Annotated in this window: 12 protein-coding genes; 11 read left to right on the top strand and 1 reads right to left on the bottom strand. The window is 38.0% G+C overall.

The features are described 5' to 3' along the window. From D0T85_RS22460 to D0T85_RS02460, 8 genes are all read left to right on the top strand, one after another. On the top strand, window positions 1-204 hold a 204-nt coding region (locus D0T85_RS22460; protein ID WP_203558398.1), incomplete at its 5' end, for a hypothetical protein. 241 nt (window positions 205-445) lie between these two features. Next, window positions 446-2,053 (top strand): CTP synthase, encoded by a 1,608-nt coding sequence (locus D0T85_RS02490; protein ID WP_163209858.1) that lies wholly within the window; start codon window positions 446-448, stop codon window positions 2,051-2,053. 54 nt (window positions 2,054-2,107) lie between these two features. Next, window positions 2,108-3,952: a membrane protein insertase YidC gene (gene yidC, locus D0T85_RS02485; protein WP_163209856.1), complete on the top strand. Its 1,845-nt coding sequence runs from the start codon at window positions 2,108-2,110 to the stop codon at window positions 3,950-3,952. Window positions 3,953-4,088: 136 nt separating this feature from the next. Next, window positions 4,089-6,152, top strand: a complete 2,064-nt coding sequence (locus D0T85_RS02480) for a prolyl oligopeptidase family serine peptidase (protein ID WP_370459912.1) — start codon at window positions 4,089-4,091, stop codon at window positions 6,150-6,152. Window positions 6,153-6,243: 91 nt separating this feature from the next. After that, entirely contained in the window at window positions 6,244-7,824 is a 1,581-nt protein-coding gene (locus D0T85_RS02475; RefSeq protein WP_163209852.1) for an ATP-binding protein, read from the top strand. Between the two features lie 54 nt (window positions 7,825-7,878). After that, window positions 7,879-8,340 (top strand): DUF4494 domain-containing protein, encoded by a 462-nt coding sequence (locus D0T85_RS02470; RefSeq protein WP_163209850.1) that lies wholly within the window; start codon window positions 7,879-7,881, stop codon window positions 8,338-8,340. 1 nt (window position 8,341) lies between these two features. Next, on the top strand, window positions 8,342-9,010 hold the full coding sequence (locus D0T85_RS02465) for a YggS family pyridoxal phosphate-dependent enzyme (RefSeq protein WP_163209848.1): 669 nt from the start codon (window positions 8,342-8,344) through the stop codon (window positions 9,008-9,010). A 12-nt stretch (window positions 9,011-9,022) separates the two neighbouring features. After that, window positions 9,023-10,000, top strand: a complete 978-nt coding sequence (locus D0T85_RS02460) for a dihydroorotate dehydrogenase-like protein (RefSeq protein ID WP_163209846.1) — start codon at window positions 9,023-9,025, stop codon at window positions 9,998-10,000. Window positions 10,001-10,075: 75 nt separating this feature from the next. Here D0T85_RS02460 and pncB read toward each other — a convergent pair whose 3' ends face one another. Then, window positions 10,076-11,239 carry a nicotinate phosphoribosyltransferase gene (gene pncB, locus D0T85_RS02455; RefSeq protein WP_163209844.1) on the bottom strand — a complete coding sequence of 388 codons (1,164 nt, stop codon included), beginning with the start codon at window positions 11,237-11,239 and terminating at the stop codon, window positions 10,076-10,078. Between the two features lie 190 nt (window positions 11,240-11,429). Here pncB and cas6 point away from each other — a divergent pair, with 190 nt between their 5' ends. Genes cas6 through cas3 form a run of 3 tightly spaced genes read left to right on the top strand, consistent with a single transcriptional unit; the run spans window position 11,430 to window position 14,791 of the window. Beyond that, window positions 11,430-12,095: a CRISPR-associated endoribonuclease Cas6 gene (gene cas6, locus D0T85_RS02450; protein WP_163209842.1), complete on the top strand. Its 666-nt coding sequence runs from the start codon at window positions 11,430-11,432 to the stop codon at window positions 12,093-12,095. Between the two features lie 12 nt (window positions 12,096-12,107). Beyond that, window positions 12,108-12,650, top strand: coding sequence for a hypothetical protein (locus tag D0T85_RS02445; RefSeq protein WP_163209840.1), 543 nt, complete (start codon window positions 12,108-12,110; stop codon window positions 12,648-12,650). Between the two features lie 2 nt (window positions 12,651-12,652). Then, the gene (gene cas3, locus D0T85_RS02440) at window positions 12,653-14,791 is read left to right on the top strand and encodes a CRISPR-associated helicase Cas3' (RefSeq protein ID WP_370459911.1); all 2,139 of its coding nucleotides are present in this window, start codon (window positions 12,653-12,655) and stop codon (window positions 14,789-14,791) included. The last annotated feature ends 1 nt before the right edge of the window (window position 14,792 follow it).

The raw sequence follows: 14,792 nt of genomic DNA, 5'->3' as shown, positions 1-14,792 counted from the left end.
TATAGTTCTGAGGCTTGCATAAAATATTATATAAAAATTAAATGCAAAGATACAGAACAAGGAAAAGACAATATAGGCGACAAAGCGGAGACGCTTACTTTTGAAACATTTCAGTGTGACACTTCGGTGGTACTTATTTTTCTTAAAACAGGCAAAGTGTCACACTGTAACAATCTGTGCTTTAATAAATTAGACGCAGTGTGACACTTGTGACACTTTTTTCGTCGAAAACCTTCTGTAGCGTTGATTTTAAAATCCGTGTAATCCTGCGCAATCCGCAACTTTAAAATAATAATCCGATTAATAATAATGTGCATACCTTGTGTGTTAATTAAGAAATTTCAGATAACCATTATTTGTTTTTCCGGAAAATCGGTAATCTTCTCCTTTTTTTTGTAATTTTGCAGTTTTGTAGAATATTTGATTTTCAATAAATTATATAATTGTGGCAGAAACAAGGTATATTTTCGTAACCGGTGGTGTAGCTTCTTCGCTAGGAAAAGGTATTATTTCCTCATCTATCGGTAAATTATTGCAAGCACGAGGTTATAAAGTAACCATTCAGAAATTTGATCCGTATATCAACATCGACCCGGGTACATTAAACCCTTACGAACACGGTGAATGCTATGTAACAGTAGATGGTCATGAAGCAGATCTTGACTTAGGACATTATGAGCGTTTTTTAAGTATCGAAACCAGAAAAGCCAACAGTATTACTACCGGCCGTATTTATAAAAGCGTAATTGACAAAGAGCGTCGTGGAGATTATCTAGGTAAAACGGTACAGGTAATACCCCATATAACCGACGAGATAAAAAGAAATATTAAATACCTTGGAAACGATAAAAACAATAAATACGATTTTGTTATCACCGAAATAGGTGGTACGGTTGGTGATATTGAATCGCTTCCTTATATGGAGAGTATCCGTCAGCTTAAATGGGAACTAGGGCCAAATGCACTATGTGTACACTTAACTTATGTACCATTTCTTGCTGCTGCCAAAGAACTGAAAACCAAACCAACCCAACACTCTGTTAAAGAATTGCAGTCGTTGGGTATTCAGCCCGACATACTTGTATTGCGTTCGGAACACAACCTGAGTGCAAACCTGAGAAAGAAAGTTGCTCTCTTTTGCAATGTTGAAGAAGCAGCTGTTGTTCAATCAATGGATGTACCTACCATTTATGAAGTACCATTGATGATGCAAGAACAGAATGTAGACAAAACAATTCTACGCAAAATGGGATTACCCATTGGAGAAGATCCGGAATTAATTCCTTGGAGAAACTTCCTTACCCGGCGTTCAAATGCAACAAAAGAAGTTCGTATTGCCTTAGTAGGTAAGTATGCCGAATTGCAAGATGCGTATAAATCAATTCTTGAATCGCTTTCGCAAGCTGCAATCTACAATGATCGCAAGTTAAAGATAGAGTCTGTTCAATCCGAAGGTATAACAACTGCAAATGTGGCAGAGAAACTCAGCCATGTTGACGGTATTGTTATTTGTCCGGGATTTGGCTCACGTGGAATTGAAGGAAAACTTGTTGCGGCCCAATATACCCGCGAAAACAATATTCCAACATTTGGTATTTGTCTAGGTATGCAATGTCTGGCCATTGAATTTGCTAAAAATGTATTAGGATATGCCAATGCTAACTCGGTTGAATTCGACGAAAAAACACCGCACAATATTATTGATATCATGGAAGAGCAGAAAGCAATCACTAACATGGGTGGCACCATGCGATTGGGAGCTTTTGAGTGCGTTGTGAAGAAAAATACCAAAGCATATGAAGCATATCAGAAAGAACATATTCAGGAACGTCACCGTCATCGTTACGAATTTAATAACGCATACAGAGACGAGTTTGAAAAAGCTGGCATGAAATGTGTAGGGGTTAACCCGGAATCCGATCTTGTAGAGATAGTGGAAATTCCGGAACTTAAGTGGTACGTCGGAACCCAGTTCCATCCGGAATACAGCAGTACAGTTCTGCATCCACACCCATTATTTATGTCATTTATCAAGGCGGCCATCGAGAACTAAAAATTGAGAATTGAAAATTGAGAATTAAGAAACTCAAAACTTAAAAATTTAAACATGGATAAAAATACCGTAACCGGTCTCGTCCTTATAGTATTATTATTAGTTGGATTTAGCTATTTCAGCCGCCCCAGTAAAGAACAATTGGAAGCCTACCAACACTACAACGACTCTATTGAGTTGGTTAGGCAAGAGGAGAAAAAGTTAGAAGAAAAAAGATTAGCAGCACTGGCTAACGAAAAAGAAGAGGTAAAAAGAGACTCTTCGGCTGTTTTCTTTAACGCCCTTAATGGTAATGAAGAGTTTGTTACGATTGAAAACGAAGTGGTAAAAATAACATTAACCACTCAGGGAGGTCGTGTTTACTCGGCCATGCTGAAAGAATACCTCGATCAGCAAAAAGAGCCTCTTGTGCTTTTTGAAGGCAAAGATGCATCGCTGAACTTCGATTTCTATAACAAACAGGAAGCCATTCAAACCAAAGATTACTTTTTCACTCCGGTTAATAAAACGGATAACAGTGTTATCATGCGCCTGATGGCCAACGAAAGCAGTTATATTGATTTTATATATACACTCCATCCGGATAGTTACATGATGGATTTTAATATTCAGGCTACCGGAATGACAGACAAACTGGCATCGGCCAACTATGTTGACATTGAATGGAAACAGCGGGCCCGCCAGTACGAAAAAGGATTTACGTACGAAAACCGTTTATCGAACCTTACTTATAAGAAAACCGGAGAAGGTACCGACAATCTATCGGAGGCGAAAGATGAACAAGAGTCCATGTCGGGACGCTTGGATTGGATTGCTGCCAAAAACCAGTTTTTCTCTTCTGTATTTATTGCCGACCAGAGTTTTGAGAAAGGTATATTAAAATCAAGACCAGAAAATGAGGGTAGCGGATATATAAAGGATTACAGTGCAGAAATGACCACATTCTTCGATCCAAGTGGTCAGGAAACCACTAACATGCACTTCTACTTTGGTCCTAACCACTACAAAACATTAAAGTCTTTCGATAAAGGACGCGAGGATAAACTTCAACTGGATAGACTGGTATATTTGGGATGGCCTGTTTTGCGATGGATTAACAAATGGTTTACCATCAATATATTCGACTGGCTATCAAGCTGGGGATTAAGTATGGGAATGGTTCTGTTGCTGATGACCATCATTGTAAAGATTATCATTTTCCCTACTACATGGAAAACGTATATCTCTTCTGCTAAAATGCGTGTATTGAAACCGCAGATTGAAGAAATTGGCAAAAAATATCCTAAACAGGAAGATGCCATGCAGAAGCAACAGGAAACCATGGCACTTTACAGTAAATATGGTGTTAGCCCAATGGGAGGTTGCTTGCCTATGCTTATTCAGTTCCCTATCCTAATGGCTCTCTTTATGTTTGTGCCTAGTGCTATCGAACTGCGTCAGGAAAGTTTCTTGTGGGCTAGTGACCTTTCAACATACGATGCCATTATCACTTTCCCATTCACCATTCCTTTCCTGGGCAATCATCTTAGTTTGTTCTGTTTGTTAATGACGGTAACAACTATTTTGAATACCAAGTTCACCATGTCTCAACAAGATACTGGTCAGCAGCAAATGCCTGCAATGAAATGGATGATGTATCTGATGCCGGTTATGTTCTTGTTCGTTTTGAACAATTATCCGGCTGGTTTGAACTACTATTATTTTATTTCAACACTAATCAGTATTCTTACTATGATTGTATTGCGTAAAACTACCAACGAGGAAAAGCTTCTTGCACAGCTGGAAGCTAACAAAAAGAAGAATAAGGATAAAAAGAAATCCGGATTCGCTGCCCGCTTGGAAGCAATGCAAAAAGAACAGGAAAGAATGCTGAAGGAACAACAGAATAAGAAAAAATAAACAAAAGGAGGTAAAGAATGGAAGGAGGTAAAGGAGGTAAAGTTGCGATGCCGCAGGATACTTTACCTCCTTTACCTCCTTCCATTCTTTACCTCCTTAAAATCTTAAAACAATGAAACCTATTAATCTAGTCATTATGTCAACAGCATTATTGCTGGCCTCCTGTACTACAAACAATGAGACAGGAAAAACAAACCAGGTTCTTATCGAGAAATCAAACATACAGATTGATGGTAAGAAAATGACTCCGGAAGCACTCTGGGCATTCGGACGTATTGGTGGCGTTGAAGTATCGCCGGATGAAAAACAAATTGTTTATACAGTTGCTTATTACAGCGTTCCCGAAAACAAAAGCAACCGCGAAGTATTTGTTATGAATGCCAATGGAAGCGACAATAAACAAATCACTAAAACTCCTTTCTCCGAGAATGAAGTAACATGGATTAAAAATGGCAGCAAACTTGCTTTCTTGAGTGGTGAAAGCGGAAGCAGTCAGGTCTGGGAAATGAATCCCGATGGTACCGGAAGAAAACAACTTACCAATTACAAAGATGATATTGAAGGTTTCGCATTCTCGCCGGATGAAAAGAAATTGTTGTTCATCTCGCAAATAAAAGTTCTGGATAGCACTGCCGATAAATATCCCGACCTTTCTAAATCAAGCGGAATTATCAGAAATGATTTAATGTATAAACATTGGGACGAGTGGGTAACCACTGCCCCCCACCCTTTCGTTGCCGGTTTTGACGGGAATGCAATCTCAAATGTAACAGATATCCTGGAAGGCGAACCTTACGAAAGCCCAATGAAGCCTTTCGGAGGTATAGAACAGCTGGCCTGGAATACTACTTCGGATAAAATAGCTTATACCTGTAAAAAGAAGATTGGAAAGGAATATGCACTTTCAACCAACTCGGATATTTATATTTATGATTTGAAAACTAAGCAAGCTATAAATATCACCGAAGGAAACATGGGTTACGATACCAACCCCAAATACTCTCCCGATGGCAAAAGTATTGCATGGCTAAGCATGGAACGCGATGGATACGAATCTGACTGGAACCGTTTATTCGTTATGAACCTGGAAACAGGAGAGAAACGTTTCGTAAGCAAGTCACTCGACTCGAACGTAGATGACTATACTTGGAGTAAAGATGCTCAAACCATTTACTTTACCAGTGTTTGGCACGGTAAAACTCAAATTTATGCGGTTGATGTAGCCTCTGCAACAATAAAAGCACTTACCGAAGGGGTTCACGATTATGCATCGGTTGCACTTTGTGGTGATAAGATGATTGCTAAACGCCACTCTATGAGCATGGCCGACGAGATCTATGCTGTTGACATGAACGGACAGGCTACTCAACTCACTTACGAGAACAAACACATATACGATCAGCTTGAAATGGGCCGCGTAGAAGAACGTTGGATGAAAACTACCGATGGCAAAGACATGCTTACATGGGTTATTTATCCTCCGGAATTTGATCCGAACAAAAAGTATCCTGCTATTCTGTACTGTACAGGTGGTCCGCAAAATGCAGTAAGCCAATTCTGGTCGTTCCGCTGGAACATGCAAATGATGGCTGCCAATGATTATATTATTGTTGCTCCTAACCGCCGTGGTCTTCCGGGCTTTGGTTTGGAATGGAACGAACAAATCAGTGGTGATTACGGTGGTCAGTGTATGAGAGATTTATTCACTGCTATCGATGTTATGGCTAAAGAACCTTTTATTGACGAAGAACGTCTGGGTTGTGTTGGCGCCAGCTTTGGCGGATATACAGTTTACTGGATGGCTGGTCACCACGAAAAGCGCTTCAAAGCATTCATTTCGCACTGTGGTATATTCAATATGGAAGTTCAGTATCTGGATACAGAAGAAATGTTCTTTGCCAACTGGGATATGGCTGGGCCATACTGGGATAAAAAGAATCCTGCTGTAGCAAATACATATAAAAACTCTCCACACTTGTTTGTTGAAAAATGGGACACTCCAATTCTATGTATACACGGTGAAAAAGATCTTCGTGTACCAGTTTCGCAAGGTACAATGGCATTCAATGCTGCCAGACTTCAGGATGTTCCGGCAGAGTTACTGTTATTCCCAGATGAAAATCACTGGGTATTGAAACCACAGAATGGTATTTTGTGGCAACGTACATTCTTTGGATGGTTGGATAAATGGTTGAAGTAAGAAAAATGTAAATAGTATATAAAAACTCTCGGTCAGGTTGACTGGGAGTTTTTTTTTAGTATCTTCGTAACTATATTTGAAAGTTTATTGTATGAACGACATACTAGATTCATTCCACCGCCGCTATCCTATTGGCATTCAGAGTTTTGAAAAACTCCGTAATAAGGGTTATTTATATGTAGACAAAACTCTACAGATGTATAAACTTATACAACTGGACAATCCCTATTTTCTGAGTCGTCCGCGTCGTTTTGGAAAAAGTTTAATGTTGTCTACCCTCGAAGCCTATTTTCAAGGGAAGAAAGAACTTTTTAAAGGACTTTTTATTGAAACTGTTGAGAAAGACTGGAAGAAATACCCGGTACTGCATCTCGATTTGAATGCAGAGAAATATGACGACAAACAAAGTCTGCACGACATGCTTGAACGTCAGCTTCGCGAATGGGAACAAATATACGAAACCAGTGGCGAAGGTATTACACATTCCGGCCGTTTTATGACTGTTATTCGCAAAGCGTACGAGAAGACCGGCCTTCGCGTAGTAGTACTTATTGATGAATACGACAAACCATTGTTGCGTAGCCTTCATAACGAAAGCCTTCAGCAGGAGTTCCGCGAAACACTAACTGCCTTCTATTCTGTACTGAAAAGTGCCGATCAATGGTTACAGTTTGTTTTCATTACCGGAGTAACCAAATTTGCACAAGTAGGTATATTCAGTAATCTAAATCAATTGGTAGATATCAGTCTTGATCCACGTTTTTCCGATCTTTGTGGGTTAACCAGAGAAGAGATAGAAACCAACTTTGCACCCGAACTGGAAAAGCTAGCCAACAATAATAAAATGTCGCAGGAAGAAATAATGGCCGAGCTCACCCGCATGTACGATGGATACTATTTTAACGAAGATCAAAAAGAAGGACTCTTCAATCCGTTCAGTATTCTAAACACTATTTCATCGGGTAAACTACGTAATTATTGGTTTGCCAGTGGTACACCTACCTTCCTTGTGGAAATGCTGCAAAAAACAGACTTCGACCTACGTAAACTGGATGGCATTGAAGTATCAGCAGCTTCGCTTACAGATGATCGGGCAAATGTGAATAATCCCGTACCCATGATTTATCAAAGTGGGTATTTAACTATCAAATCGTTCGACCCTGAATTTCGTGTATATACACTTGGCTATCCCAATGAAGAAGTAAAATATGGTTTCTTTAATTTTATAACTCCATTTTATACTACTATTCCTTCCGAAGACACATCCTTTTACATAGGACGCTTTATCAATGAATTGCGTAATGGCGAAACAGAATCTTTCCTTACCCGCCTCCGTGCCTTTTTTGCTGATTTCCCCTATGAACTGAATGATCGAACTGAACGTCATTACCAAGTTGTATTCTATTTGGTATTCAAACTTATGGGCGAATTTACCGAAACAGAAATTCGCAGTGCACGTGGCCGTGCAGATGCAGTGGTAAAAACTACAAACTATATTTATGTATTTGAGTTCAAATTAAATGGATCGGCAGAGCAAGCCATCAAACAAATCAATGATAAAGGCTATTTAATTCCCTACACTGCTGATGAAAGAACACTTATTAAAATAGGAGTAAATTTTGATGCAAATGAACGTAATTTGGGAGAATGGATTGTAGAAACCCATCTTTAAAAAAAATAATCACGTATCTTTGTCCTGTTATAACAATATTAATAAAGTAAAATTATGTCAATGCATACCTGGTTTGAGTGTAAGATACGCTACGAAAAAATGATGGAGAACGGAATGGCTAAAAAGATTACCGAACCGTATTTAGTAGACGCACTCAGCTTTACCGAAGCAGAAAAACGAATTATTGAAGAAATGAGTTACTACATTTCGGGAGAATTCACTGTTACAGATATTAAAAGAGCAAACTATAGCGAACTTTTCACTACCGAAGATGAAGAAGCCGATCGTTGGTTTAAATGCAAGGTTACCTTTATTACTTTGGACGAAAAGAGCGGTGCCGAAAAGAAAACATCAACCCAGATGCTTGTTCAGGCTTCGGACTTGCGCGATGCAGTAAAGAGATTAGACAAGGGGATGGAAGGTACAATGGCTGATTACCAGATAGCTATGGTTTCCGAAACCCCCCTGATGGATATATACCCTTACGGAGAGTCGAACGATAAACCGGAGGTATAAAATGAGTATTTCGGGTAACTTGCAAAAAGTTCTGGCCGAATTGCCTACCGATGTCCGGTTGGTAGCCGTATCAAAGTTTCATCCTAATGAAGCTATTGAAGAAGCTTACCGGGCCGGGCAACGTGTCTTTGGCGAAAGTCGGGCGCAGGAGCTGAAAGCAAAACACGAAACATTGCCGCAGGATATAGAATGGCATTTTATTGGTTCTTTGCAAACCAATAAAATTAAATATATTATTCCATATGTTGCTCTTATACATGCAATAGATTCCTGGCGTTTACTTGAAGAAGTGAACAAATATACTGCAAAAGCAAACCGGATAGTTGATTGTTTATTACAACTCCATATTGCCCAGGAAGAAACGAAATCCGGTTTCTCGTTTCAGGAATGCCGCAATATGCTCGACAATGGAGATTGGAAATCTCTTTCAAATATTCGTATCCGCGGCCTGATGGGAATGGCTACATTTACCGATTCGCATGAACAAGTAGCAACAGAGTTTCGTTCATTAAGTGAGTTTTATAATGAAGTAAAAAACAACTATTTTGCAAACCAACCTACATTCAATGAACTTTCAATGGGCATGTCGGACGATTATCCGATTGCTATTGAACAAGGAAGTACAATGGTGCGAATTGGTAGCAAAATATTTGGAAACAGAGAATACTAATACTTAAATACCATGGCTGATTTAAAAACCACTTTTGCAGGCTTAACATTAAAAAATCCTGTAATTATAAGTAGTTCCGGACTAACCAATACACCAGAAAAAAACAAAAAACTGGAAGAGGCCGGAGCAGGAGCAGTTGTATTGAAATCTCTTTTTGAAGAACAGATTATGCTCGAAGCAGATCAGATGATTAACTCGGTGTATTATCCTGAAGGAGGTGATTATCTTGTAGCTGCTTTGCGTCAACATAAACTATCGGAATATCTTCTGTTGATTTCTGAAACAAAAAAACTATGTAGAATTCCGGTTATTGCCAGTATTAACTGCTATTCGGATTCAGAGTGGGTAACTTTTGCAAAAGAAATAGAAAATGCCGGTGCTGATGCATTGGAAATTAATATTCTTTCTCTTCAAACAGAGGTAGACTACCAATGGGGAGCATTTGAAATGCGCCATATCAATATTCTGAAGCACATTAAAGAGGTTGTTAATATTCCTATTATCATGAAATTAGGAAACAACCTCACTAATCCTGTTGCTTTGGTTAATCAGCTTTATGCAAATGGAGCTGCTGCTGTAGTTATGTTCAACCGCTTTTACCAACCGGATATTAATGTAAAAAAGATAGAGCATACTGCCGGTCCTGTGTTCAGTAATGGTTCGGAACTGGCTAATGCCCTACGATGGATTGGTATTGCTTCGTCAGAAGTTTGCCAGATTGATTATGCAGCCTCGGGAGGAGTTCATAAGCCCGAAGATGTAGTAAAAGCGATCCTAGCCGGTGCATCTGCTGTGGAAATATGTAGTACCATCTACCTGAATGGCGACGAATGTATCAAACCAATGTTAAGCTATATCGCCGCTTGGATGAACGATAACGGTATGGACTACATTTCACAATTTAAAGGAAAACTAAATGTGAGTGATATTCAAGGAATAAATGCTTTTGAAAGAACTCAGTTCCTACGATATTACGGTACGAAGGAATAGTTATAGTTAAGAGTTAATTAAAAATTGAAAGTTACGATGCCGCATGGTAACTTTCAATTTTCAATTAACTTTTAACTAATCAACTAATCCCAGTACTTTTTTACATAACTCTATCTCTCCCGGATTGCCTGTATTTTTACCTGATATATCCGATAGTTTCACAGCATAGTGAAATTTCAATCCTTTATTCATTTTTACCTGTACCAGTTTAATTACCATATTCAGTGGTTTAACGCCAACATCATTGGTAAAAAATGTACCAATTCCATACGCATCATGAATTCTTCCATTTACATATTTCTTAATCTCACCTACCCTATCCAAATCTAAAGAATCGCTATATACAATTGTTTTAGAAAGAGGATCAATGCGGTTTTGCTTGTAAAATTGAATGGTTTTATCGGTATATTCTAGCGGGTTGCCACTATCCCAGCGTACACCATCAAAAAGTTTAGCTTGCTTTAAGTTAAAAGATTCATAAAAGATATCAGAAGTATATGTATCAGTAAGGCTTATTCCCAGACTTCCCTGATAAACATCGACCCATGCCTCTAATGCTTTTACTGTTGCTGCACGATACCCGTAAACTGCACCGTGAAACATAAACCATTCGTGTGGCATAGTGCCTATTGGAATGGTGTTGTACCTCATGGCCAGATATACATTGCTTGTACCTTTGAAATATTCATCACCATTCTCTTTAAATGTGTTTATAACCACATTGTGTACATCGAAAGAAAAGCGGCGGCGGGTACCAAAATCAGAGAAGTCTGCTTTCATATCTTTAAGCCTCAATGCTTTGGTAACAGCTTTTTCTTCTACCTCACGAGGAATAGCCCCTGTCATCTGAAAATAGAGTTCGGAAATAATGGCCATTAAAGGAACTTCCCACAAAACAGTACGATACCAATATCCTTCTATATCCACTTTTAGTTCACCACCTTGCTGAGTTATTTTTACTTCCGAAGGATCATATTGGTAACCTTCGAGAAAGTCGATGAATACAGGATCAAAGTAATAACATTTCCGGGTTATGAACTGCTTTTCTTCTTTGGTCATTTTCAGGTTGGCCATGGAGGCTACTTCTTCTTTTAACCTATCGGCAAAGCCTTCGGGAAATTCGTTCTTTCCTCTGTTTATAAATTCATACCTCACATACGCCCACGGATACAAACGTTGAATGGCAAGCATCACAGAGTATTTGTACAGATCGTTATCGGTAAAATGTTTTATTATCATAATCTGGTTTTATTTAGAATAACAATTTCGTAAGTTATAAGTTCTTTATAATCAAACAAACCCAAATAAAACAGGACTTTTATTGTTCTTTTTATAACAATTGTTTATATTTACAACAAATAATTTATGGTTTACATATAAACCAACACGAGACTATATATTAATTAAAAAACTATTATAACAACGTATTATGAGAATACACATAAAAACTACCCCAAACACTAAAATTATACCATTCGACTACCAGCAATACCTTACTGGTGTATTACATAAATGGTTAGGAGAAAACAACTTACATGATTTGATATCGCTATATTCATATTCATGGCTAATGAATGGAGAAGGTAAAGGCAAAAACGGACTTTCCTTTAATAAAGGTTCAGAATGGTTTATCTCCTTTTATGATGACACCTACTTAAAAAAAATAATAGACACTATATTAAAGCATCCCGAAATGTTTGGTGGCATGGAAGTGAAGGAGGTTTTTATTCAAGAAAACCCTGACTTATCAAACAAAGAAGTATTTCAACTTGCCAGTCCTATACTCATAAAAAGAAATATTACTGAGAAATCTGAAAAACACTACACACTTAACGATGAAGAAGCCAATTCTTTAATGAAAGAAACCTTGCTACACAAAATGAAAGAAGCAGAGCTGGAAATAGACGATACTTTAGATATAGCTTTTGACTTGTCTTATCATAAACGAAAAACAAAAAAAGTAAATATTCACGGTATTGGAAATATTGCTAACTATTGTCCGGTGATTATTAAAGGAAAGCCTGAAACAAAACTCTTTGCTTGGCAAGTGGGGCTAGGAAACTGTACAGGGAGTGGGTTTGGAAGTTTAAAATAAACCAGAAATGTTATGATATACTATGTAGTAAAATATACTGGTCCTTTTGGCTTTATTAAGCCATGGACTGCTGTTCGTGATAGCGAAACATATAGCCAACAGTTTCTTACACCATCAATAATTGAAGGGATACGTCAAAAACTCGAAGTTACACAAATATGCCGACATAAATTATCTTATTCTGGTTCAAGCATACAACAGGAAACTGTTAAATCGAAAGCTTATGCTCGAAAAAGTGATCCGGCTGATAAAAAGAAAAAGATATATCAAAAGGAAAATTCAATTCTGAAACGAGGAGTCATGATTAATCCTGTTTTGTGGCTAGCATTCGATAACGAAGAAGATGCTATTAAAGCTTCCATACAACATGTCTGCCTTTGCCGAAATGAGGACATTTTGCTCCCTGATACAATTATTTATCAAATAAGCAAAGAAGAATTTGATAATCTACCCGGTTTTGAACTTCACTTTGAGATGAATGATAAATCCTTCTGTGTTGGCTATAACCGTTTTAATAATAACGAAGAAATGTTTGGTTGGCTAGAGGTAAAATGAACATGTATACCGATATTTTAGCGAAAAGTAAAAAGAATGGTGGTCAAACATTGATTAGCCATCTTAAGGCTGTGGCCGAATTTGCAGTAAGGGCTGCTTCGTATGCCGGATTAGATAAGGAAACCGCCAAACTGGGAGGACTTTTACATGATATTGGCAAAGCAAGTCCCATATTCCAGCAAAAGCTTCATGGGTACAGGCCCGCACCTGGTGAAATGCCATTCCGCCATGAAATAGCATCTTTATTTTTTCTGAAAACAATACCCTCGGATTATTGGGATGCAGTTATTGACATGATAATTGCTCATCATAAATCTATTACAAAAGATGCAAGAGAACTGGGTATATTAGATCTAGATGATTATTATGGAGACGAAGTGTTTACTCATCACAGTAAGGACTTTGAAAAATGGAGCCATATAGCAACTGATATACTAAATGAGTGTGGCATAGTAACAGAACCAATTACTATTGAAGATGCCTACGAAGCATATCAATATACAATGGAATATTGCTTAAAACGTCCGCGAGGTTGGTCTATGTGGAAAGGACTATTAATAGGATCCGACCATTTTGCATCTGCCCTTGAGGAAGAATATTCTGATATCAATAAATTATTTAGCCCTCCGGATATTTCTTTCTACAACAGGAAACATGAACTGTATCCTTTGTCATTAATACCTTCCGATTACAGCAAAAAACATACATTTGCAAAAGCTCCGACGGGAGCTGGTAAAACAGATTTTCTACTCAAAAGATGCAAAGGGAGAATCTTTTATACTCTTCCTTTCCAAGCATCTATCAATGCAATGTACGAAAGGATTTGCAATGATTTAAAAGAATTTGATATTGACATCCGTTTGTTACATGCCATTTCGGAACTTGTAATTGATGACAACAGTCCTAATATAAAAGAAGAACAGGCTATTCAGGACAAATATGGTGCTGCAATTAAAGTGCTTACACCGCATCAGCTTGCTTCATTAGCATTTGGAACAAAAGGATACGAAAGTATTTTGTTCGATCTGAAAGGATGTGATATTATTTTGGATGAGATACACACTTATTCGGATGTAATTCAATCCGTTATTCTAAAAATGATTGAGGTATTGCTAACAGTGGGTTGCTCTATACATATAGGTACGGCAACTATCTCAACTTCTTTGGAAAAGGAAATATTAAAGCTGTTACCACAAGAGGATGTACAATATGTATCGCTGCCAGATAGCCTATTGGAAACATTCAACAGACATATTGTTTACAAGGGAGAGCATTTCGATAATTTTCTTCCTCAATTGCAGGAGGCAGTTCAAAACAATCAGAAAGTACTATTGGTATGTAACCGTGTAGCTAATGCACAACAACTGTTCAACCAGATGGAAGAGCTGTATCCCAATGTCAATAAAATGCTTATACATAGCAGATATAAGCGTGCTGATAGAAACTATCTGGAGAAAAGATTAATTGAGGAATTCAACCCCTCTCCTACCGCATGTATTGTTGTGTCCACGCAAGTTGTTGAAGTGAGTCTGGACATTAGCTTCGACCTGATGATAACCGAAACAGCTCCCATCGATGCCTTAATTCAACGCTTCGGGCGCATTAACCGGAAAAGAAATTTCGCGACTATAGGTAAATACAAACCAGTATGTGTTATTGCTCCGCCGGATGATCGCAATACATGTTTACCCTATTCTTTAGAAATAGTAAAAGAGACTTTTAAAGTTCTTCCGAATAAAGAAATTCTGGACGAAAGAACCATACAAACTCTTATTGATACTGTTTATCCGGAAGTTTCAGTTATTAATATTAATTTGAATACAGTATATGCCGACAACAACTGGCGTATAAAAGAATTGTGGCATTATCCAAAGTCGGCTTTAGCTGATTATCTTGAAATTGAATCGGCTACTTGCATACTCGAATCTGATGTGAATGATTATGATAAAGGTAACCGAAAAGAAAAACGGATGATGGAAATACCAGTTTCATATAATAGCGTAAGATGGAAAAAATTGCGAACGCTGAAAGTTGGAGCCAGACCTTATGTATTACCTGATGAGGTTTATTCTACAGAAAGAGGACTAAATTTAGCACCTCTGGATACTTCGATCAACAAATCAAATGATAATTTCTTATAAC

It is taken from the genome of Bacteroides sp. 519 (assembly GCF_010500955.1).
In the GTDB taxonomy this organism is placed as follows: Bacteria; Bacteroidota; Bacteroidia; order Bacteroidales; family Bacteroidaceae; genus Bacteroides.
Note: the sequence above shows the minus strand (reverse complement) of the source record. Positions and strands in the feature narration are given on the sequence as shown.

Coding starts and splice junctions, on each gene's coding strand:
- D0T85_RS02465 (WP_163209848.1), top strand. CDS start 8,342: ATGAGTATTTCGGGTAACTTGCAAAAAGTTCTGGCCGAATTGCCTACC.
- D0T85_RS02470 (WP_163209850.1), top strand. CDS start 7,879: ATGTCAATGCATACCTGGTTTGAGTGTAAGATACGCTACGAAAAAATG.
- cas6 (WP_163209842.1), top strand. CDS start 11,430: ATGAGAATACACATAAAAACTACCCCAAACACTAAAATTATACCATTC.
- D0T85_RS02475 (WP_163209852.1), top strand. CDS start 6,244: ATGAACGACATACTAGATTCATTCCACCGCCGCTATCCTATTGGCATT.
- yidC (WP_163209856.1), top strand. CDS start 2,108: ATGGATAAAAATACCGTAACCGGTCTCGTCCTTATAGTATTATTATTA.
- D0T85_RS02460 (WP_163209846.1), top strand. CDS start 9,023: ATGGCTGATTTAAAAACCACTTTTGCAGGCTTAACATTAAAAAATCCT.
- D0T85_RS02480 (WP_370459912.1), top strand. CDS start 4,089: ATGTCAACAGCATTATTGCTGGCCTCCTGTACTACAAACAATGAGACA.
- pncB (WP_163209844.1), bottom strand. CDS start 11,239: ATGATAATAAAACATTTTACCGATAACGATCTGTACAAATACTCTGTG.
- cas3 (WP_370459911.1), top strand. CDS start 12,653: ATGTATACCGATATTTTAGCGAAAAGTAAAAAGAATGGTGGTCAAACA.
- D0T85_RS02445 (WP_163209840.1), top strand. CDS start 12,108: ATGATATACTATGTAGTAAAATATACTGGTCCTTTTGGCTTTATTAAG.